The organism is Streptomyces sp. NBC_00996 (genome assembly GCF_045162675.1).
In the GTDB taxonomy this organism is placed as follows: domain Bacteria; phylum Actinomycetota; class Actinomycetes; order Streptomycetales; family Streptomycetaceae; genus Streptomyces.
In genome coordinates, this window is record NZ_CP108723.1 from 5,427,303 (window position 1) to 5,447,459 (window position 20,157).

Below are 20,157 nucleotides of genomic sequence, written 5' to 3' on the forward strand. Positions count from 1 at the left end.
GGAGCAACCGGGACACGTTTGTGAACGCGTTCACATTCACAAGCAATTATGACGCATGGCCGCTCGAGGGGTGACGGGCGGGGGTGCCTAAGCGTGGCGAGACGGGTCACACGTGCGGCCGCCGTCGAGAACGACCCGGCCGGACCCTTGGCAAGATATTCAACATATTGTTGAATTCGCACATGCAGATACGGATCTCCTGGCCCGCGGGGCACCTCACCGCGACCCTCGACGACACCCCGACCGTCCGGGCCCTCGCCAAGGCACTGCCGCTCGCCTCCACCGCCCGCACCTGGGGCGAGGAGGTCTACTTCGACACGGGCGTCCCGGTCGCCCCCGAGGCGGACGCCCAGCAAGTCGTCGAGCACGGCACGGTGGCCTTCTGGACCGCCGGAGACGCCCTCGCGCTCCCCTACGGACCCACACCGATCTCGCGGGGCGACGAATGCCGCCTCGCGAGCCTGTGCAACGTCCTCGGCCACCTCGACAACGACCCGCGCACGCTCGCCACCGTGCGCGACGGCGACCCCGTACGCGTAGAACTCGTGGGCGACTAGAGCTCCTTGCGGAACGCTTCCGTCGCCTTCAGGAAGATGTCGTTCGCCTCGGTCTCGCCGATCGTCACTCGGACGCCCTCGCCGGCGAAGGGGCGTACGACGACACCGGCCTGCTCGCAGTGGGCGGCGAAGTCGAGCGTGCGCTCCCCCAGTCGCAGCCACACGAAGTTGGCCTGCGTCTCGGGTACCGTCCAGCCCTGACCGTGCAGTGCCTCGACCACGCGCTGGCGCTCGCAGACCAGCGAGCCGACCCGGCCGAGCAGCTCGTCCTCGGCGCGCAGGCTCGCCACCGCGGCGTCCTGGGCCAGCTGGCTCACGCCGAAGGGGACCGCCGTCTTGCGCAGTGCCGCGGCGACCGGCTCATGGGCGATCGCGAAGCCGACCCGGAGGCCGGCGAGCCCGTATGCCTTGGAGAAGGTGCGCAGCACGCAGACGTTGGGCCGCTCGCGGTAGATCGCCACGCCGTCCGGCACCTCGACGTCGCGGATGAACTCGCGATACGCCTCGTCCAGCACGACCAGCACATCGCTGGGTACCCGGTCGAGGAACCGCTCGAGCTCGGCCCGGCGCACCACGGTGCCGGTCGGATTGTTGGGGTTGCAGACGAAAATCAGCCGGGTCCGGTCGGTGATCGCGTCCGCCATCGCATCCAGGTCGTGCACCTCGCCCGGCGTCAGCGGCACCTTCACCGAGGTCGCGCCGCTGATCTGCGTAATGATCGGGTACGCCTCGAAGGACCGCCAGGCGTAGATGACCTCGTCTCCGGGCCCGCTCGTGGCCTGCAGCAGCTGCTGGGCGACCCCGACCGAGCCGGTGCCGGTCGCCAGGTGCGAGAGGGGGACGCCGAAGCGGTCCGACAGCTCGCTCATCAGCCCGGTGCACGCCATGTCCGGGTAGCGGTTGAAGGATCCGGTCGCGGCGGTCACGCTCTCGATCACACCGGGCAGCGGCGGATACGGGTTCTCGTTGGAGGACAGCTTGTACGCCACCGGACCGGCGGCCGCGGCGGGCTTGCCGGGCTTGTAGGTGGGGATACCCTCCAGCTCGGCACGCAGCTTGGGGTTCGTCTCGCTCACCGCAGTCCTCCTCGTGACCACCACCGGCTCATGACCACCACCGGCTACCAATGCTTCTCACCTTATGAGGATTCGGCGCCGCTGCGAATGGCCTGTGGACAAGCGAACGGTAACCGGGCCACTGCCGGCCGCGCCCCTGCGATCACTCACGCGCGGCGTGGCGGTGATCCTCGTACGCCTCGGTGATCATCCTCGTACCGCCTGCCGGGCATCCACATACGAAGGCGTACCGACTGGGGGGCGCGCCATGCGGCCGCGCACGCGCCGGTGGCTCACGCCGTGGCGCGCATCCCTCGTGAAGGTGAGTTGAGACCTCTTCGAAACATGGCCCCCTTGGCAGGCCCATGCGCGCCGACAAGTCACGTACTACCGTAGAATCCTTCAACTACCTTTATTTCCAAGGAAGTTGACTGCCTTCGACCATGCAGAAACGTACCTGTCAACGAGTGCATATGCGTCCGCACTACCCCACCGCATGAGCCCTACTATCGGCTCGCCATGACAGCAGCAGGGAAGCACCAGGTGAGCCGGGCGGAGACCTCCCGCCGAGGCGGTCGACCGGGCCGGGCGGGTATCAGAGACGTGGCTGCGGCCGCAGGGGTCTCCATTACGACCGTGTCCGATGCCCTCAACGGTAAGGGCCGGCTCCCGGACGCCACCCGACGCCACGTCCGCGAGGTCGCCGACCGGCTGGGCTATCGCCCGTCGGCCGCGGCCCGAACCCTCCGTACCGGCAAGTCGGGCCTCATCGGCCTGACCGTGACGACGTACGGGGATGAACCTTTCACCTTCACGGAGTTCGCGTACTTCGCGGAGATGGCCAGAGCCGCCACCTCGGCCGCGCTCGCCCGGGGCTACGCCCTGGTCATCCTCCCCGCGACCTCGCGCCACGACGTGTGGTCGAACGTCGCTCTGGACGGAACCGTGGTCATCGACCCGTCCGACCAGGACCCGGTCGTCAGCGAGCTGGTCCGGCAGGGATTACCGGTCGTCTCCGACGGCCGCCCGGCCGGCTCGCTCCCGGTCACCGCCTGGGTGGACAACGACCACGAGGCCGCGGTCCTGGGAATCCTCGACCACCTGGCCGAGGCCGGCGCCCGCCGGATCGGCCTCCTCACCGGAACCACCACCGACACGTACACCCACCTCTCCACCACCGCATACCTGCGCTGGTGCGAGCGTGTGGGCCAGGATCCGGTGTACGAGGCCTATCCTGCGCACGATCCGTGCGCGGGAGCCGTCGCCGCCGACCGGCTCCTCGCCCGACCCGACCGCCCTGACGCCGTCTACGGTCTCTTCGACCCGAACGGTACCGACCTGCTCGCCGCGGCCCGGCGCTACGGCCTGCGCGTACCGGACGACCTGCTGCTGGTCTGCTGCAGCGAGTCCACCGTCTACGCCAACACCGAGCCGCCCATCACGACGCTCTCCCTCAAGCCGCGCCGGATCGGCACGGCGGTGGTCCAGCTCCTCATCGACGCCATCGAGGGGGTCGAATCGGACCAACCGGTCCAGCAGGTGATACCGACGGAGCTGATCGTGCGGACGTCCTCCGAACGCCGTCCGCCCCGTACGACAGTCAGTCCGCCCCGATCACCCGAGGAGGGTTGACGCCCTGCGCAGAAAGGGCGGGGAAAGCCCCCGCCCAATTCGGGCGAAAACAGCAGTGAACTGGGCTCCTCCTCCGATTCACCACCCCTGGGTCATCACATGGCGCGATCCGCATTCCTATGATGGGCGGACGACACCGCGGGCCGCTGCGACCAGGCAGTCCGATCCGGTGCAGATGCGGCGCGATGGTGGTGGAGGGGTCGATGACTCAGGGGGCCGGTCAGGGACCCGAGGCGGTGCGGACGGCGACGTTGCGCGACTTCCGGGTGCCCGCGTACGTCCACGAGACCGGTCCGTACGCGCAGAGCACGCCCCACGGTGGGGGCACCAGACCCGCCGAGGAGTCCCCTGCCTACCCGGCGGACCCCTCGGAGGCGTACACCCCCACCCGGCGCGATCTGCCCGTCATCAACCGGGGTGACACGCTTGAGGTCGCTGTTGACCCCGCCGCCGCGGCCGCCCCGCAGCCGACCGACGGACCCGGTCCGCTGTACGTCGTCGGTGACGTGCACGGCTATCTCGACCAGTTGGTCGCCGCGCTCCAGGAGCAAGGCCTCATCGACGCCGCGGGCAACTGGTCCGCCGGGACCGCGCGCCTGTGGTTCCTCGGCGACTTCACCGACCGCGGCCCGGACGGCATCGGCGTGATCGACCTCGTGATGCGGCTGTCCGCCGAAGCGGCCGCGGCCGGCGGCTACTGCAAGGCGCTCATGGGCAACCACGAGCTGCTCCTGCTCGGCGCCAAGCGGTTCGGCGACACCCCCGTCAACTCCGGGGCGGGCACCGCCACCTTCCAGGCGGCCTGGCTGCTCAACGGCGGCCAGAAGACCGACATGGACCGCCTCCAGGATCACCATTTGCAGTGGATGGCCCGCCTCGATGCCATGGAGCAGGTCGACGGGCACCTCCTGGTGCACTCCGACACCACTGCCTACCTCGACTACGGCGACTCCATCGAAGCGGTCAACGACACCGTCCGCGAGACACTCACCCGCAACGACGCGGACGAGTGCTGGGACCTCTTCCGCAAGTTCACCAAGCGCTTCGCCTTCCGCGACGACGGGGGCGCCGATGCCGTCCGCGAACTGCTGGGAGCGTACGGCGGCACCCGCATCGTCCATGGTCACAGCCCCATTCCGTACCTCTTGGGTGAGGTCGGCTCGGAGGACGACGAAGACGGCGCCGGTCCGGTGGTCGAGGGACCGCATCTGTACGCCGAAGGGCTGGCCATCGCGATGGATGGCGGCGTGACCATGGCCGGAAAGCTACTGGTCCAGCAATTGCCTCTGGATACCTGAGCGTTCACCGGGCAGGCGTCCCCGCAGGAGGACTGCGCTGGCCAGGGGGCAATTTCTGGAAACCCCCTGTCACGGCGTGCCGTCACCGCTCTACCATCGGCTTATCCGTAGCAGGCTCCCCTCCGTTTCTGCCCGACGGCTCGTCAGCGTGCGAGCCACCAGCCCTACGGAGCATCGGGGGATGCACATGAACAGCGTTCCGCAGCACCTGCTGAGCGAGGACCGCCAGGATTACGAGCGGATCCTCGATGAGGCGCTGCGCTCCGCACCACACCGTCCGGAACTCGCCGCTGTCGGCCAGCGGCTCAACCCCGAACAACTGCGCACCATGGCGTTGAACGCCAGCGCACTCATCACGGCGGCCGCGGTGACCGAATACCAGCATTACGTGAGGGTCCGCGAGGAACTGCGTCAGCCGGCGCCGTCCACCCGGGTCGTGAGCGAGGAAGCCGGCTCCGCGGAGCCGGGCGCGACCGCGATCGGGCTCGCCGCCACCGTGGGGGAGGTGTCCGAGACCGCCGGTGCCGGCGCCATCGCCGTCGTCGCGGTGCTAGCCCCCGTCCTCGCCGGAACAGCGGCGGCGATATTCCTGCTCGTGGGGTACCTCCTGAAGATGCTCGACCCCGAGCAGACGTTCGCCAAGACCCTCCTCACCACCGGATGGGTCTTCGGCGCGGTCACGGCGGCCGCGATTCTCGTCGCCGCGGTCGGACTGCTGCTGACAGCACTGCGCAACAGCTCGTCCTCGCTCCAGGCCGGAGCGCGCGGCGAGCTGGACGAACAGGTGGCCCGGGCCAGGGAAGCCTGGCACGAGGCCCTGCTGGAGCGCGGCATCCTGCCGTTCCTCCGGGAGGCCCTCGCCGACCCGGGCTCGGCGGCACTGGGCCGTCCGGCACCGACGCCCAGCCGCATCCCGCAACTCGGCTACAACCGGCCGGGGTTCAGCAGTCCCGAGGGTGGACCCGCGGCCGGCCCGCGCCCGAGCTTCTCCAGCCCGGACTTCACGAGCCCGGACTTCGGAGGACCGGAGCACCAGCCGGAGTGACGCCCGGGCCGACCGGGTGGCCCATGACCGAGGGTGAGGGCCGGGATGCGGGGAGGAACCGGGGGCCCGCGCTGATGGGGCGCGGGCCCGAACCGGTGAGTGACGTACGCCCGCACGCTCCCTGGCCGGGCGCGTCCGAAATCCCCCTGGCCGGGCGCCGTCAGCCGATGCCCGGCCCGGCAGGACCCGGTCGGATGCCGCGCGACCCGGAAGGCTACGGTCAGATGATGCCGAGCTGCCGGGCCGCGGTCGTCCAGGCCGGAAACTCGGACAGCAGCCGGTCGTACAGCTCCGGGTCCGGGACGCTGCTGATGTCGTCGACCGCGAAGAAGCCGACGTTGTCGACGCGTCGGCCCGGCAGTGTGTCGAACCGCTCCAGCACTCCGTAGTTGGACCGGCCCAGGCCCACGAACTGCCAGAAGATCGGCTCCTCGACCGCTTCCCGCAGCTCCTTCTCGATCTCCTTGTTGCGAAAGACACCCCCGTCGGAGAAGAACAGCACCAGGGTGGGATCGGCGGCCGGGTGCTCACGCACATACGTCCGGACCTCGGCGATCACCTTCTGCTCCTCGTTCTGGATCCCGACCGCGCGCATGTCCACCTGCCCCGGCCGCAGCCCCTTCCGCGGCTTCTTGCTCCGTCGGAACAGGCTCAGCTCACCGACCCGGACGTGGAGCTCCAGCCACTCGGGCAGTTCCCCCAGACCGAGATCCGGCAGCCGGGCCGCATGGGACGCGAACGTCCACGCCTGCATCACTCCGTCGTCGTCCAGCTGCGCGGCCACCGCGGCCATCCGCTCCACCACGTCGGCCACGACGCCCTTCGAGTACAGGAAGGACATCGACCCGGAGGCATCGAGCACCAGCACGACACGCGCCATGACCCCCTCCGCCCCCCGCTTGCGCAGACTGACCGCCACCTGCTCCTTGCGCAGGGAGAGCCGCTTGCGCATGTCCACGGGCAACTGCTCCTCGCCCTTGGTGAGGCGGGGGACGGGTCCTGGGGGCGCCGACGGAACCTGCGGGGCGGGCGGGACCACAGGCGGCGCGACGGGCGGTCCCGCGGACTGCGGCACCACCGGTGGGCCCGCGGCAGTCACCGCGGGCGGCACCGCCGACGCGGCACCCGCCCCGGATCCGGAGCCGGCGGCAGACGCAGAGGCCCCACCCTCGTCGTCCACACTGATCCCGAAGTCGGTGGCCAGGCCCGCGAGCCCGGACGCGTAGCCCTGTCCGACCGCGCGGAACTTCCACTGGCCGCCCCGCAGATACAGCTCACCACCGATGAACGCCGTCTCCGTCGTGGCCTCCATCTCGAAGCGCGCGAGCTCCTGCCGCGTCCCGGCGTCGAGCAACGTCAGCATCAGTCCGGACAGCTGACCGAAGGTGCCGCCGTCGGCCGAGGCGCACAGGACGACCCGCTCGATGCCCGGCTCCAGGGCGCGCAGATCAACTCCGACCGAGTCCGTCGTGGCTCCGCCGTCCCGCCGCTTCCCGAGGTGCCGTACGGCCCCGGAGGCATGCTGCGGCTGGTTGTAGAAGACGAAGTCCCCGTCGTCCCGCACCCGTCCACCCGCACCGAGCAGCAGCGCCGAGGCATCGGCGTCCGGCGCACCGGGCCCCCCGGCCCAGCCGAGCACGACCTCAACAGCCTCGGCGGCCACGGGAAGGTTGGCGCCCTTGCTCATGGATGTCGCTGTCATGCGCCCAGTCTGCCGACAGAACCCGGTCCCGGAGCCGCCCGATGCACATACACGAGCCTCGGACGGCTCCGAACACCACGCACTCGTGCGCGCCTCAGTCCGCCAACGGCAGAGAAACCCGGTTGCCCGCTGCCGCGAACTCCTTGGACTTCTGCGCCATGTCCTCCTCGATCTCCACCTGCGAACCGCCGTGCTCGCGGCGGATGTCCTGCGAGATCTTCATCGAAGGCAACCACACCCCTGAGATGGGCCGATAAGAGCAGACCCCGCATCCGATCGGAGCCGACCCTGGGTGCGAAGCGGCACGTCGGACCCTGAAACCGTCTGCCGAAGCGCTGGGTGGCGCGGTAGCGTCTGCGTCCCTGATCACACTCCCTGGGCGAAGATGCTCGCCGGTTCATCGCGGCCGAAGCTGACCAGCGCAATGCTGGTCGCCGCCGCACCAGCCATCTGTAGTTGCGGAACGGATCAAGGGGCGCACTCCTCAAAGGAGACAGCAAGGGAATCAGCTTCGGCTGAAGTCGCCGCACGTCCCCTGACCACGGAACAGTTGAAGTCCCTTGTCTTCCAAGAGGGAGAAGTTCCTCAGGCCGATGAAGGCGGGACAGCGATACAGGTGCCCCACCCGAAGAGCGAACAAGAGTCGTTCCCTCCTGTCTCAGATCCTGTCTGTCAGAAGGTGTTTGACTCCACGAGCGGTGTGGCCAGGTCTGCCGTTGTGCTCCAGATCTTCAACTGGAACGGCGACATCTATCCAGGGGGCTCCACACTTGCGGCCTACGAAGGCACGGGGGCTCAACAGGCCTTCAAACAGGTACGTAACGGGCTCAAGACATGCAAGTCCTTCTCCGGGGTGGGCTATACCGGGAAGTACCAGGCGGAGATAACTGCCGAGAAGTCACTGGACATCGGCGACGAAGCGGTGCGCTTCCGCATGACTACCCCTGCCACTCTCCCTCCGGCAAAGAAGGGCGGGCCAGACAGGACAGTCCCCCGGATCGATCGATACTTCGTTGTTCGAGTCGGTACCACCATCGCATCGTTCGACACGATGAAGGTGGGTGGCAGTCCCGCCTTCTTCCCCGCCGATTTGATCAACAAGCAGGTCGAGCGGCTCAGGAATGCCCAGCGACAGTGAACTACGGCGGCGCTCCTTGGTCGACTGCCCCAGGGAACACCGCCGTTGCAGCAGTCAGTCCGCCAGCGGCAGGTAGACCCTGTTACCGCTCGCGGCGAACTCCTTCGACTTCTGGAGCATCCCCTCAGCGACCTCCTCCGCAGACGCCCCGGCAGCCGCTGTACCACCGAACTGCTCTGTGATGCTTTGGCTAATCTTCATCGAGCAGAACTTCGGCCCGCACATGGAGCAGAAGTGGGCCGTCTTGGCGGGTTCGGCCGGCAGTGTCTCGTCGTGGAACTCCCGTGCCGTGTCCGGGTCGAGGGCCAGATTGAACTGGTCCTCCCACCGGAACTCGAAGCGGGCGTCGGACAGCGCGTCATCCCATTCCTGCGCACCGGGGTGCCCCTTGGCGAGGTCGGCTGCGTGGGCGGCGATCTTGTAGGTGATGACGCCGGTCTTGACGTCGTCACGGTTGGGCAGGCCCAAGTGCTCCTTGGGCGTGACATAGCAGAGCATGGCCGTGCCCCACCAGGCGATCATCGCGGCACCGATGCCGGAGGTGATGTGGTCGTACGCCGGCGCGACGTCCGTCGTCAGCGGGCCGAGCGTATAGAACGGAGCTTCATCACAGATCTCCTGCTGAAGGTCGATGTTCTCCTTGATCTTGTGCATCGGGACATGTCCCGGCCCTTCGATCATGGTCTGTACGTTGAAACGCTTGGCGATCGTGTTGAGTTCCCCGAGCGTCCTCAACTCCGCGAACTGCGCAGCGTCGTTGGCGTCCGCGATGGAGCCGGGCCGCAGGCCGTCGCCGAGTGAGTACGTGACGTCGTACGCCGCGAGGATCTCGCAGAGCTCCTCGAAGTTCTCGTACAGGAACGACTCCTTGTGGTGCGCCAGGCACCAGGCCGCCATGATCGAGCCGCCGCGCGAGACGATGCCTGTCTTGCGGTTCGCGGTGAGGGGCACATACGGCAGGCGCACGCCCGCGTGGACCGTCATGTAGTCCACGCCCTGCTCAGCCTGCTCGATGACCGTGTCCTTGTAGATCTCCCAGGTCAGTTCCTCGGCGCGGCCGTCGACCTTCTCCAGCGCCTGATAGAGCGGCACCGTGCCGATGGGGACGGGGGAGTTGCGCAGCACCCACTCGCGGGTGGTGTGGATGTTGCGGCCGGTGGACAGGTCCATGACCGTGTCGGCGCCCCAGCGGGTCGCCCAGGTCATCTTCTCGACCTCCTCCTCGATGGAGGACGTCACGGCCGAGTTGCCGATGTTGGCGTTGACCTTCACCAGGAACCGCTTGCCGATGATCATCGGCTCGATCTCCGGGTGGTTGACGTTCGCGGGCAGCACCGCGCGACCCGCGGCGATCTCCTCGCGTACGACCTCGGGGTCGATGTTCTCGCGGACCGCCACGAACTCCATCTCGGGCGTGATCTCACCGTGGCGGGCGTACGCAAGTTGCGTCACCGCCTGTCCGGGGCGGCCCCGGCGCGGCTGGCGCGGCCGCCCCGGGAAGACCGCGTCGAGGTTGCGCAGCCCCCCGCGCGGCGACGTGTGCTTGACCCCGTCGTCCTCGGGGCGGACCGGACGGCCCGCGTACTCCTCGGTGTCGCCGCGGGCGATGATCCAGTTCTCGCGCAGCGGCGTCAGACCCCTGCGTACGTCGGTGTCGACGGTCGGATCGGTGTACGGGCCGGAGGTGTCGTACAGCGTGACGGACTGCCCGTTTGTGAGGTGCACCTGGCGGACCGGCACTCGTAGATCAGGGCGTGAGCCGCCGACATACGCCTTGTGCCAGCCAATGGACTTCCCGGCCTCGCCGTTCTCGGCCGGGGCGGATGCCCCACCGTTCTCGGCCGGAGCAAGCGCCCCATCCGTCTGGCTGGAGGCAGGCGTGCGTACGTCCTTGTTGGTCATGAGACCTACTCCCTACGCCGGCATTACCCGGTAACAGGTTCGGCGGTCGACGCAGCGGCTTCCGTCTGTCGATGTTTCATGTGAAACATCGCCGAGACGAAGGTCAGCGCCCTCTCAGCCCGGTGCTCCGAGCTCCCGCGTGTGCAAAGGTGCCTCCACGCTAGCGTCATATCTGGCGCGCTGAACAGAGGGCCCCCTTCGTTCTTGCGATGATCGGGCGGTGACCACAATGCAGCAGCCTCCGTTCCCACCGTCCGATCCGCCTCGCGGGTCCGGCTCCGGTGACGGCCATGGACACGGTTCCGGCGACGGCCGCGGACATGGACCGGGCGGTGGCGGCCATGGCCCGAGCCCCGGCGACAGCCACGGTCCTGGCGGCGCGCACGGCCACTCGCACAGTCACAGCCACGGCCCTGCAACGCCCGTCTCCAAGCACCTGCGCAAGGTCATCGCCGCGGTACTGATCCCCTTCGCGACGGCGGTCGTCGTGGGGCTCGTGGTGCTCTGGCCCGGCGGCGCACCGTCCCACGAGCGCACCGGCGTCGGCTTCGACCGGCAGACCCAGCAGGCGACGGTCGCCAAGGTCGACAAGGTGGACTGCAAGTCCGTGAACGCCTCGGGGGAGACCCCGACCGGTGACACGTCCACCGCTGAGGGCTCCTCCGCGCAGCAGCAGGCGACGGGTGACTGCAAGAAGGCGACGATTCGGATCGACACCGGCAAGGACAAGGGCCGTACGTTCACCGAGATCGTCCAGCCGGACCAGTCACGGCAGTTGCACCAGGGCGAGAAGGTCGTGGTCGCGTACGAGCCCTCCGCGCCCAAGGACTTGCAGTACTCGGTCACCGACGTGAACCGGAAGTTCCCCCTGGCGCTGCTCGCGGGGATCTTCGCGCTGGTCGTCGTGGTGGTGGGCCGGATGCGCGGCGTCATGGCGCTCATCGCGCTGGCCATCAGCTTCCTGATCCTGAATTTCTTCATCCTGCCGGCGATCCTGCACGGCTCGGACCCGCTGATCGTGGCGGTCGTCGGGGCCAGCGCCATCATGCTGATCGCGCTCTACATGTGCCACGGCCTCTCGGCCCGCACGTCGGTGGCCGTCATCGGCACACTGCTCTCGCTGGTACTGATCGGCGTGCTCGGCTCCGTCTTCATCGGCTGGGCGGCGCTGACCGGAAACACCGACGACAACACCGGCCTGATCCACGGCTTGTATCCGTCCATCGACATGAGCGGTCTGCTGCTGGCGGGTGTCATCATCGGTTCGCTCGGTGTGCTCGACGATGTGACGGTGACGCAGACGTCCGCGGTCTGGGAGCTGCACGAGGCGAATCCGACGATGGGCTGGCGTGGCCTGTACCGCGCGGGCATCCGCATCGGCCGCGACCACATCGCATCGGTCGTCAACACCCTTGTCCTGGCGTACGCGGGCGCCGCGCTGCCGCTGCTGCTGCTCTTCTCGATCGCGCAGAGCAGCGTGGGCGCGGTCGCCAACAGCGAGCTGGTCGCCGAGGAGATCGTGCGCACCCTGATCGGCTCGATCGGCCTGGTCGCCTCGGTGCCGGTGACCACGGCGCTGGCCGCGCTGGTGGTATCCGCGGACCGCACGGACACCGAGGCCGGACCTGTGGAGCCCGCGGGAGCCAGGACGCCGGTACGCAGTGGGAAGGGCCGTCGCCGCAAGCGCTGAGAGCATCCGGCGCCGCGCCCCTTGTGAGGAAGCGTTACTCCACTGGGAGGGTGGCGGTGCGTCAGCCCGCGCTCTGCTCCTCCGCCAGAATACGGTCCAGCGCCTCGTCGAGGTGCGTGTCGAAGTCGGCCAGGGAACGCTCCTGCCCCAGCGGCACCAGCTTGTCCGTACGGTCGAGAAATGCCACGAGCGGCGCCGCGCCGGACCGGAACAGCGCGTGGTCGCCGCCCACCTGAAGCCGGATCAGCACCTCGCCGAACGCCTCCGGGTCTGCGGGCGCGATGTGCACATCGCCGTCACCGCATGGCCGGCCCACGCCGTCGACCAGCAACTCCCGCCCGAATGCCCAGGTCACAGGAGCGTCTCCGGGCAAATGGAAGGTCAGCCGCACCGCGTACGGATCACAGGTCTCGTATCGGAGCTCCACCGGAATACGGAAGGACAACTCCTCCGACACGAGGAAGTTCATCATGACCTCTGCCTGTACCGACTCGCGCATCGCCTACCCCGTCGTTTGCCGTCGACTGGCCAGGAATCGTCCCCCTGACACTGCTGGAATCTTGCTCAACGTGCACGAGTGATCACAAGGAGTGAGTTTTCAGATACTGATAGAGATCGCGAGTGTCCCTAGCAACTTGCCGATTTCGCTCTGCAATTGGCGTGCGGCGGGCAGCAGTCGCCCGGCCTGATGAGAAGGCAGAGAAATGGCCATCGTCCCCGCAGTTGAGCCTGCCGTGATGGGGATCGCGGCGCAGACGGTGCCCAGCGCGTATTCCTGGCGCTCGATGACGGGCTCCATCCGTCCCGTCCGATCCAGGCGTCGCAGCAGGCTGTCATTGTCACGCACCGTGTACGGAGTGATCGACTGCACCGGGTAGCGGTCGAGGTGGTCCCGGCGGGCCTTCTCGTCCAACTGGGACAGCAGGCACTGGCCGATCGCGTGCGCGTGCCCGGTCTCCCGGAAGTCGGCCCACTCCTCGACCGCGGGGTTGCCCGGGGTGTCGGCGACGCACATGACCTCGATCTCGCCGTCGCGGTAGATCGCGTAGTACACGGGAACGCCGATCGAATCGCGCCAGTGCGCGAGCGCGTCGCTCACCGTGCTGCGACGTTTCTGCTGCGCTCCGCTGCTGCTCAGCTGCTCGGCGGCCTCACCTAGGAAGAACAGCCCCTTGTCGCGGCGCAGATAGCCCTCATGGACCAGGGTGCGCAGCAGGTGGTACGCCGTCGGCAGCGCGAGCCCGGCCTCCCGGGCGAGCTGCTTGGCGGGGGCGCCGTGATCGCGCGCAGCGACGGCCTCCAGCAGACGCATCGCGCGCTGCACGGAGCCGATCAGGGTCGTGGCGTGCGGCTCCAGGGGCGCGGCCTGCGCAGGAGAGGTGCGCGGGGCGCATGTCTCTCCGGGCGTGGTGCGCGGCTGGGTGGGCGGGACACATGATCCCGCGGGCACGCCCGATCGCTGGACGGGCGGAGTGGGGGAATCTGCGGGTGCGGTGTCAACCGTGGCCAAGGGGCACTCCCTAAGGCGCGAGGGGGACCGCCCGTGCGGGGGAACACGGGAGGGGGCTGTGCGCTGCCCGCGGGGGGTCGACCCCGCGTCGAATTCCGGACTTTAACCGCCTGCCACCGCGCACAGACGGCCTCGCCGGAAACTTCCCTCGCCCGAGGGAACCTCAGGTTCCCGTTATCCGTCGCTCACCCTCTCGCGTCTCACCCGTCACCGAGCGAAGCCCCACCCGTCACCGAGCGAAGCCTCACCAGTCACTGCGCGACGACGAGCTCGACATGAACTTCCGCACGATGTAGATCAGTCCGCCGACCAGCGCGACGAAGACCAGGGCCTTGAAGAGCAGGCTGATGACCACGCTGAGCACGCTGACTATCACCGTGCCGAACACAACCAGGGCGATGACCGGCACCGCGACCCACTTCACCCACCACGGCATACCGTTGAAGATCTCTCGCATCGCCCTCGTCCTTACCTCTCTGCCGTTGCCCCAAGTCCGGAGCGCTGCTTACGGGTTCTCAGATGTCCTGCGTTGATGTCCTGCACTCGATGCTAAGGCCGAGAGGGGGCCGGGCGGGGGCCTCGCACCCCTTGTCCTCCCCTGACCGTTCCCCTAGGGAACCCTGAGGCGGAGGTCAGCTCTCCGGCGGAGAGAACACCACCAGAACCCTCAGGTCCTCGGTGATGTGGTGGAACTTGTGGGCGACCCCGGCGGGTACGTAGACGACGCTGCCACGCGCCACCTGGGTGGTCTCCAGACCGACGGTGATCGATGCGCGCCCGCTCACCACGAAGTAGACCTCGTCCTGCTGGTGCGGCTTCTGCGGGTCGAGGCCGCCCGCGTCGAGTGCGTACAGGCCCACCGACATGTTCCGCTCGCGCAGAAACTGCAGGTAGGCGCCATCGTTGGCGGCGCGTTCCGCCTCCAGTTCGTCCAGCCGGAATGCCTTCATCGCCCTCGTCCGCTCTCGTACGCCGCAGGCTGTATCCCCAGCCTGGTCCGCCCGTCGATCTCTTCTGCCACGATCAGACACATGAAGAATTTCGTAGTCAAGACGCTCGCCAACGCAGGGGCCCTGGCCGTCGCCGTGTGGCTGCTCGACAAGATCACCCTGACGGGCGACAGCACCGGCAAGAAGGTCGGCACGCTGCTGATCGTGGCGCTGGTCTTCGGCCTGGTGAATTTCCTGGTCAAGCCGGTCGTGAAGGTGCTGACCTTCCCGCTGTTCATTCTCACGCTCGGCCTGATCACCCTGGTGGTCAATGCCCTGATGCTGCTGCTCACCTCGTGGCTGGCCGACAAGCTCGACCTGAGCTTCCACGTCGAGGGCTTCTGGACCGCGGTCCTCGGCGGCCTGATCATCTCCATCGTGTCCTGGGCGCTCAACGTCGTGTTGCCCGACGGCAAGGACTGAGTGCACGATGCCCTATCGAGTCTGCTTCGTCTGCACAGGCAACATCTGCCGCTCCCCCATGGCCGAGTCCGTCTTCCGGGCCCATATAGAAGAGGCCGGGCTCGATGGCCTGGTCGAGGTCGACAGCGCGGGCACGGGCGGCTGGCACGAGGGCGACGGCTCCGACTCCCGCACCGTCGCCGTACTGGAGGCGGGCGGCTACGAGAGCGACCACGCGGCCCGGCAGTTCCAGGTCTCGTGGTTCTCTCGCCTCGACCTCGTCATCGCCCTCGACTCCGGTCATCTGAAGGCGCTGCGCCGCCTCGCACCTACTCCGGAGGACGCGACCAAGATCCGGCTCCTGCGGTCGTACGACCCCGCTGCGGGCGACGACCTGGACGTCCCTGATCCGTATTACGGACGTATGGACCGCTTCGAGGAGTGTCTTGAGATGGTGGTAGCGGCGAGCCCAGGACTGGTCGCCGCGATACAGGAGAAAGTGGAGGGACGGGCGGCATGACGTCAGGGGATTTCGTCACGGGAACAGGTGACGGCACGCGCGCGGTGCGGGCCGGACTGCCCGAACCCGTCAAGTACGAGCCGACGCTCCCGGGCCCGGTCTTCGCCGCGCACTTCCATCTGCCGGGCGAGCCCACCGGCCCGTACACCTACGGCCGTGACGAGAACCCGACGTGGACGCTCCTGGAGCGTGCCATCGGCGAGCTGGAGGCCCCCGGACAGGACGGCGTCGAGACGCTCGCCTTCCCCTCGGGCATGGCCGCGATCTCGGCGGTCCTCTTCTCCCAGCTGCGCGCCGGCGACATCGTGGTCCTGCCCGACGACGGCTATCAGGTGCTGCCGCTGGTGCGCGAGCAGCTGACCGCGTACGGCATCGAGGTGCGCACCGCCCCGACCGGTGGCGACGCCCAGCTGGAGGTTCTCGACGGGGCGAAGCTGCTGTGGATCGAGACCCCGTCGAACCCGGGCCTCGACGTGTGCGACGTACGGCGGCTCGTCGCGGCGGCACACGCCCAGGGCACCCTCGTCGCGGTCGACAACACCCTCGCGACCCCGCTCGGCCAGCGCCCGCTGGAGCTGGGTGCCGACTTCTCCGTGGCCAGCGGCACCAAGATGCTCACCGGGCACGGCGACATCCTTCTGGGATACGTCACCGCGCTCGACACCGCTCTGATGGCTCCCGTGCGGCGCTGGCGGAAGATCGTCGGCGCGATCCCCGGCCCCATGGAGGCTTGGCTGGCACACCGCTCGCTGGCCACGCTCCAGCTGCGCGCCGACCGGCAGACCGCCAACGCTCTGGCGATCGCCGAGGCGTTGCGGGAGCGGCCCGAGGTCGCCGGACTGCGCTATCCGGGACTGAGCGACGACCCCTCGCACAAGATCGCTTCGCAGCAGATGCGGCGCTTCGGGTGTGTGGTGTCCTTCACTCTGCCCACGCGCGCGCGTGCCGACCGTTTCCTCGACGCGCTGCTTCTGGTGGACGACGCGACGAGCTTCGGTGGCGTGCGGTCCACGGCCGAGCGGCGCGGCCGGTGGGGCGGGGACGCGGTGCCGGAAGGCTTCATCCGTTTCTCGGCCGGCGCTGAGGATCCCGAGGACCTGGTGGCGGACGTGCTGCGGGCACTCGACGAATCCGCGGAGTGAATGCCTACTGAGCGACCGGTGAGTACGCGGCGGCGCGCGTCGGCGACGCCGGTTTAGTACCCCGCTACGTACAACGGACGGTCCGAGCCTCCCCCCTCGTGGCTCGGACCGTCCCGGTTCCGCGCGCGAAGAACCGTGCAAACAAGGCTAGTTGACTCTGTGTCAGTGTCCAATCACGGTAGCGACAGAGACCTATCGACTTATTTATAGTTGAGGCTCGCGCGGGGGTGCTGGGAGGGGAGGGGCACCATGGACTTGGCCTTGCTGCGCACTTTTGTGACTGTGCACCGGGCCGGTTCCTTCACGCGCGCCGCCGCGTTGCTCGGGCTCTCGCAGCCCGCCGTCACCTCACAGATCCGCACGCTGGAGCGGCAGTTGGGACGGCCCCTGTTTCTGCGCCAGGCTCGCGGGGTGACTCCGACCACCATCGGCGACGAGCTTGCCCACAAGGCGGCTCCGCATCTGGACGCCCTGGTGGAGATCGCCGAAGCCGGGCTCGACGAGGACTCGTCCTTACGCACCCTGCACCTCGCAGGACCACCGGAGTTCACCGCCGAGCGGGCCCTGCCCGCGCTGACGGAGCTGACAGGCGACGACGGCCAGGGCTTCGCGCTGCGCGCCTCCTTCGGGAACGCCGAGGAGACGCTGGAGGGGCTGGCTGCCGGACATCATGATTTGGCCATTACGACGGCCCGCCCACGGGGTGCGCTGCTCACCGCGACTCCGCTCTGCGACGAAGAGCACGTCCTGGTCGCCGCTCCGCGCTGGGCCGCCTGTGTCGGCCCGGGCAAGCTGCGCCGCAAGGGCGCGCACGCACTGGAGAACCTCCCCGTGGTCGAGGTGCACGAGTCGCTGCCGCTCGTCGCCCGCTACTGGGCCTCTGTCTTCGACTGCCGCCCGGCAGCCTCGGGCACCGTCGTCGTCCCCGATCTGCGCGCGGTCCTCGCCTGCACCGCTGCGGGCGCCGGACTCGCCGTGCTGCCCCGGTATCTGTGCACCGACGCCCTGGAGCGCGGCGACGTCGTGGCGCTCCTCGACCCGGCGATACCTCCCCTGCGCACGTACTTCCTGGTGGTGCGCACCGGAACACTGGCGATGCCGCATATCGCGCGGGCGCACGAGTGGCTGCTGAGGGCGGCCGCCGACTGGAGCTGAGGCCGGCCCAGGCGTCGGCTGGAGCCAAGACCGGGAGGGCTCACCCCGTACGGAGGCCCGTTTCTGAAGCTCTTGGGGCTGTGCGATGTTTCACGTGGAACCAGCCGGGCCACATTTCTCCCATGACCGTCCGACCCGTGGTCAAGCGCACCGCCCGCGCCATCCTGCTCGATGGCGACGATCTGGTCTTGATCAAGCGCACCAAGCCCGGCGTCGATCCCTACTGGCTCACACCGGGTGGCGGGGTCGAACCGGAAGACACGACTGTTGTCGACGCACTCCACCGTGAAGTGCACGAGGAACTCGGCGCAAAGATCACCGATGTAGTGCCCTGCTTCGTCGACACCGTCGAGCACATCGGCGACGACGGCGGCGCGACCGGCGTGAAGGTGCAGCACTTCTTCGTCTGCCGCCTTGAGTCCATGGACCCGGCCCTGCGGCACGGTCCCGAGGTGGACCAACCCTGCGGCGAGTACGAGATCGTACGTGTGCCGTTCACCCGGGTCGGGATCGCCTCCGTCCACCTCGTACCGCTGTCACTGCGGCACTACCTCGACGGGAACATCGAGGGCGTACGGGCGATGCACGCGCCCGACCTGGGCTGACTCGCGCTGCTGCGGCTTGTCCGGGCGTGCTTGGGGCCCAGGTCAGTCCCCGGCAGCGACGAGTTCCTCCACCGAGTCGTGGCGTATGCGGTCCGACGGGATGCCGATGTCCCTCAGCGCGTGGACACCGCTGCGGATCATCCCGGGCGGACCCGAGAGATACGCGTCGTACTCATTCCACGGCCCGTACTCGCGCACGACGTCCGGCAGCTGGAGATGGGCCTGCTGGTCGACGACAGGGCGCACCGCGAGCCACGGGTGGCTCTGCTGGAGCCGCAGCATCGTGTCGATGTCGTACAGGTCGTGACCGGTGCGAGCACCGTAGAAGACCTCGACCGGGCGGCGCTCCCCGTGCTCGGCGACATCCTCGACCAGGGCCTTGATAGGCGCTATCCCGGTGCCGCCGCCCAGACAGAGCAGTCCACTGTCTGTGGTGTGGTCGACGGTCATCGAGCCGGCCGGGGGTCCGAGCCGGACGATGTCGCCGGGCCGGGCGCGGTGCACCAGCGCGTTGGACACCCAGCCCGCCGGAACTGCCTTCACGTGGAACGACAGCAGCCCGTCGGAGCGGGGCGCCGAGGCGAACGAGTAGTGCCGCCAGATCCGCGGCCACCACGGCGTCTCCAGGCTCGTGTACTGCCCGGCGAGGAAGGGGTACGGCTGGTCGGGACGGACGGTGATGACCGCGACGTCCGGGGTCCTGAGATCGTGTGAGACCACCTCGGCATACCACCAGGCCGGGGCGCGCAGTTCGTCGGCGGCCGCCGCGTCGATCATGACCTGAGAGATGGTCGTGTACGCCCGCACCCAGGCCGCCTCCATCTCGGTGTCCCAGATCGCCGAGGCGTACCGGCTGAGCGAGCCGATGAGGCACTCACCGACGGCCGGGTAGTGCTCGGGCCGCGTGCCGTACTTGCGGTGTCCACGGCCGAGGTTCTGCAGATACGCGACGAGGACCTCGGTGTTGTCGATGTGCTCGGCGGCGGTCAGCAGCGCCTTGAGCAGCCGGTCCCGCTGGGTGTCCATCGCGGCCGGGAACAGTGAGCGCAGTTCGGGGTGGCGCACGAAGAGCAGCGCGTAGAAGTAGGAGGTGACCTTGTCGGCGACGGCGCCGACCTCGGCCATGGTCCGGCGGATCAGCATGGCGTCGGGGGACGCCTTTGGACCGGGGGGTGTCTCGGAAGTGGGCCGTTGGGCGGGCACCCGCGGCTGTGGGCCGGGATCGGGCTGCAGAGAGCCGTACGGGGGCCGCTCGGGACCGGCCTGTGCCTGTACGACGTCGTGGGCGGGCTCTGGCTCCGGATGTCGCGCCTCAGGCTGTGGTGCCTGGCGGAGGCGCTCCTGCGCCGGCACGGGCTCGTGGGTCCGTGTCCCCGTCGGCGCCGCCTCGGGGTATCGCATCCCTGGCGACTGCGCGTCGTGGGATGTCGGCGCCGCATCATGCGAGGCGGGTGGCGCTTCCACGGCCGGTGATATTCGTTCCTGCGTCGACGATCCCTGCTCCGGCGCTCCGTGCCCCGTGGCGGGCCGTCCTACCGGACGCATCGCGGCCAGCCGACGGCCGTCGGCCGCCCCCTGGTCGCCGGCGGAAGGCGCCGGCTCCTTGCGCGGCGTGAACCAGCCGCCCCCGCCGTTGCCGCCGGAAGTACCGTTGTCGGCCGACGTGGTGGTCGGAGCGTCCATGGTGTGCCTCGCCTCGAACATCTTTCGGTCGGTCTGCGCACTTCCGCGGTCGGAAAGTGCCTGCTTTCCCCCGCAGACGGCGTGCTTGCTTTCCCCGTTCAGTCCCCGTCGGCCAATGCGGCCACATTGAAC

Annotated in this window: 19 protein-coding genes, 1 pseudogene and 1 riboswitch; of the genes and pseudogenes, 11 read left to right on the top strand and 9 right to left on the bottom strand. The window is 68.7% G+C overall.

The window, feature by feature from the left end; all coding sequences use genetic code 11:
• The first annotated feature begins 182 nt into the window (after window positions 1–182).
• Window positions 183–557, top strand: a complete 375-nt coding sequence (locus OG390_RS25580; protein WP_406171360.1) for a cyclophilin-like fold protein — start codon at window positions 183–185, stop codon at window positions 555–557.
• Here OG390_RS25580 and hisC read toward each other — a convergent pair.
• Entirely contained in the window at window positions 554–1,633 is a 1,080-nt protein-coding gene (hisC, locus tag OG390_RS25585) for a histidinol-phosphate transaminase (protein WP_406171362.1), read from the bottom strand. The two genes, OG390_RS25580 and hisC, sit on opposite strands and share 4 nt — an antisense overlap.
• 498 nt (window positions 1,634–2,131) lie before the next feature.
• Between hisC and OG390_RS25590 the strand changes: the two genes are divergently transcribed.
• The 3 genes from OG390_RS25590 (at window position 2,132) to OG390_RS25600 (ending at window position 5,587) form a co-directional block, all read left to right on the top strand.
• Complete coding sequence (locus OG390_RS25590; RefSeq protein ID WP_399083058.1) at window positions 2,132–3,244, top strand: LacI family DNA-binding transcriptional regulator; 1,113 nt, start codon at window positions 2,132–2,134, stop codon at window positions 3,242–3,244.
• Window positions 3,245–3,447: 203 nt separating this feature from the next.
• Window positions 3,448–4,542 (top strand): metallophosphoesterase, encoded by a 1,095-nt coding sequence (locus OG390_RS25595; protein WP_406171365.1) that lies wholly within the window; start codon window positions 3,448–3,450, stop codon window positions 4,540–4,542.
• 181 nt (window positions 4,543–4,723) lie between these two features.
• Window positions 4,724–5,587, top strand: a complete 864-nt coding sequence (locus OG390_RS25600) for a hypothetical protein (RefSeq protein ID WP_406171367.1) — start codon at window positions 4,724–4,726, stop codon at window positions 5,585–5,587.
• A gap of 220 nt (window positions 5,588–5,807) precedes the next feature.
• Here the strand turns inward: OG390_RS25600 and OG390_RS25605 are convergent, their stop codons facing one another.
• The gene (locus OG390_RS25605) at window positions 5,808–7,289 is read right to left on the bottom strand and encodes a VWA domain-containing protein (protein WP_406171369.1); all 1,482 of its coding nucleotides are present in this window, start codon (window positions 7,287–7,289) and stop codon (window positions 5,808–5,810) included.
• 94 nt (window positions 7,290–7,383) lie between these two features.
• Window positions 7,384–7,521 (bottom strand): annotated as a pseudogene (locus OG390_RS25610) (thiamine biosynthesis protein ThiC); the annotation flags it as partial.
• Between the two features lie 318 nt (window positions 7,522–7,839).
• Here OG390_RS25610 and OG390_RS25615 point away from each other — a divergent pair.
• On the top strand, window positions 7,840–8,427 hold the full coding sequence (locus OG390_RS25615; protein WP_406171371.1) for a hypothetical protein: 588 nt from the start codon (window positions 7,840–7,842) through the stop codon (window positions 8,425–8,427).
• A gap of 54 nt (window positions 8,428–8,481) precedes the next feature.
• Here OG390_RS25615 and thiC read toward each other — a convergent pair whose 3' ends face one another.
• Entirely contained in the window at window positions 8,482–10,329 is a 1,848-nt protein-coding gene (gene thiC, locus OG390_RS25620; protein ID WP_406171373.1) for a phosphomethylpyrimidine synthase ThiC, read from the bottom strand.
• A riboswitch (TPP riboswitch) is annotated at window positions 10,322–10,478 on the bottom strand. (Overlaps the previous gene by 8 nt.)
• Before the next feature lie 71 nt (window positions 10,479–10,549).
• On the opposite strand from thiC, the gene OG390_RS25625 reads away from it, so the two are divergent.
• Complete coding sequence (locus OG390_RS25625; protein ID WP_406171375.1) at window positions 10,550–12,019, top strand: YibE/F family protein; 1,470 nt, start codon at window positions 10,550–10,552, stop codon at window positions 12,017–12,019.
• A gap of 61 nt (window positions 12,020–12,080) precedes the next feature.
• Here OG390_RS25625 and OG390_RS25630 read toward each other — a convergent pair whose 3' ends face one another.
• The 4 genes from OG390_RS25630 to OG390_RS25645 form a co-directional block, all read right to left on the bottom strand.
• Window positions 12,081–12,518: an SsgA family sporulation/cell division regulator gene (locus OG390_RS25630; RefSeq protein ID WP_399083077.1), complete on the bottom strand. Its 438-nt coding sequence runs from the start codon at window positions 12,516–12,518 to the stop codon at window positions 12,081–12,083.
• A 99-nt stretch (window positions 12,519–12,617) separates the two neighbouring features.
• Window positions 12,618–13,529, bottom strand: a complete 912-nt coding sequence (locus tag OG390_RS25635) for an IclR family transcriptional regulator (protein WP_406171378.1) — start codon at window positions 13,527–13,529, stop codon at window positions 12,618–12,620.
• Between the two features lie 244 nt (window positions 13,530–13,773).
• Complete coding sequence (locus OG390_RS25640; protein WP_189187169.1) at window positions 13,774–13,986, bottom strand: DUF5326 family protein; 213 nt, start codon at window positions 13,984–13,986, stop codon at window positions 13,774–13,776.
• Window positions 13,987–14,161: 175 nt separating this feature from the next.
• The gene (locus OG390_RS25645) at window positions 14,162–14,479 is read right to left on the bottom strand and encodes a cupin domain-containing protein (RefSeq protein WP_399083083.1); all 318 of its coding nucleotides are present in this window, start codon (window positions 14,477–14,479) and stop codon (window positions 14,162–14,164) included.
• Between the two features lie 81 nt (window positions 14,480–14,560).
• Between OG390_RS25645 and OG390_RS25650 the strand changes: the two genes are divergently transcribed.
• The 5 genes from OG390_RS25650 (at window position 14,561) to OG390_RS25670 (ending at window position 18,342) form a co-directional block, all read left to right on the top strand.
• Window positions 14,561–14,941, top strand: a complete 381-nt coding sequence (locus OG390_RS25650; RefSeq protein WP_399083087.1) for a phage holin family protein — start codon at window positions 14,561–14,563, stop codon at window positions 14,939–14,941.
• Window positions 14,942–14,948: 7 nt separating this feature from the next.
• A complete protein-coding gene (locus OG390_RS25655) occupies window positions 14,949–15,440 on the top strand; it encodes a low molecular weight protein-tyrosine-phosphatase (RefSeq protein ID WP_406171381.1) in 492 nt (163 codons plus the stop codon).
• A complete protein-coding gene (locus OG390_RS25660; protein ID WP_406171383.1) occupies window positions 15,437–16,582 on the top strand; it encodes a cystathionine gamma-lyase in 1,146 nt (381 codons plus the stop codon). Before OG390_RS25655 ends, OG390_RS25660 begins: the two co-directional genes overlap by 4 nt.
• Before the next feature lie 249 nt (window positions 16,583–16,831).
• A complete protein-coding gene (locus OG390_RS25665; RefSeq protein ID WP_406171385.1) occupies window positions 16,832–17,737 on the top strand; it encodes a LysR family transcriptional regulator in 906 nt (301 codons plus the stop codon).
• Between the two features lie 122 nt (window positions 17,738–17,859).
• Window positions 17,860–18,342: an NUDIX domain-containing protein gene (locus tag OG390_RS25670; RefSeq protein ID WP_399083099.1), complete on the top strand. Its 483-nt coding sequence runs from the start codon at window positions 17,860–17,862 to the stop codon at window positions 18,340–18,342.
• A gap of 42 nt (window positions 18,343–18,384) precedes the next feature.
• On the opposite strand, the gene OG390_RS25675 is transcribed toward OG390_RS25670, so the two are convergent.
• A complete protein-coding gene (locus OG390_RS25675; RefSeq protein WP_406171387.1) occupies window positions 18,385–20,046 on the bottom strand; it encodes a globin domain-containing protein in 1,662 nt (553 codons plus the stop codon).
• Between the last annotated feature and the right edge of the window lie 111 nt (window positions 20,047–20,157).

Bases quoted from the DNA above. Each gene is read 5' to 3' on its own strand.
- OG390_RS25580 (WP_406171360.1), top strand. From the start codon at position 183: ATGCAGATACGGATCTCCTGGCCCGCGGGGCACCTCACCGCGACCCTC.
- OG390_RS25590 (WP_399083058.1), top strand. From the start codon at position 2,132: ATGACAGCAGCAGGGAAGCACCAGGTGAGCCGGGCGGAGACCTCCCGC.
- OG390_RS25595 (WP_406171365.1), top strand. From the start codon at position 3,448: ATGACTCAGGGGGCCGGTCAGGGACCCGAGGCGGTGCGGACGGCGACG.
- OG390_RS25600 (WP_406171367.1), top strand. From the start codon at position 4,724: ATGCACATGAACAGCGTTCCGCAGCACCTGCTGAGCGAGGACCGCCAG.
- OG390_RS25605 (WP_406171369.1), bottom strand. From the start codon at position 7,289: ATGACAGCGACATCCATGAGCAAGGGCGCCAACCTTCCCGTGGCCGCC.
- thiC (WP_406171373.1), bottom strand. From the start codon at position 10,329: ATGACCAACAAGGACGTACGCACGCCTGCCTCCAGCCAGACGGATGGG.
- OG390_RS25630 (WP_399083077.1), bottom strand. From the start codon at position 12,518: ATGCGCGAGTCGGTACAGGCAGAGGTCATGATGAACTTCCTCGTGTCG.
- OG390_RS25640 (WP_189187169.1), bottom strand. From the start codon at position 13,986: ATGCGAGAGATCTTCAACGGTATGCCGTGGTGGGTGAAGTGGGTCGCG.
- OG390_RS25645 (WP_399083083.1), bottom strand. From the start codon at position 14,479: ATGAAGGCATTCCGGCTGGACGAACTGGAGGCGGAACGCGCCGCCAAC.
- OG390_RS25650 (WP_399083087.1), top strand. From the start codon at position 14,561: ATGAAGAATTTCGTAGTCAAGACGCTCGCCAACGCAGGGGCCCTGGCC.
- OG390_RS25655 (WP_406171381.1), top strand. From the start codon at position 14,949: ATGCCCTATCGAGTCTGCTTCGTCTGCACAGGCAACATCTGCCGCTCC.
- OG390_RS25660 (WP_406171383.1), top strand. From the start codon at position 15,437: ATGACGTCAGGGGATTTCGTCACGGGAACAGGTGACGGCACGCGCGCG.
- OG390_RS25665 (WP_406171385.1), top strand. From the start codon at position 16,832: ATGGACTTGGCCTTGCTGCGCACTTTTGTGACTGTGCACCGGGCCGGT.
- OG390_RS25670 (WP_399083099.1), top strand. From the start codon at position 17,860: ATGACCGTCCGACCCGTGGTCAAGCGCACCGCCCGCGCCATCCTGCTC.
- OG390_RS25675 (WP_406171387.1), bottom strand. From the start codon at position 20,046: ATGTTCGAGGCGAGGCACACCATGGACGCTCCGACCACCACGTCGGCC.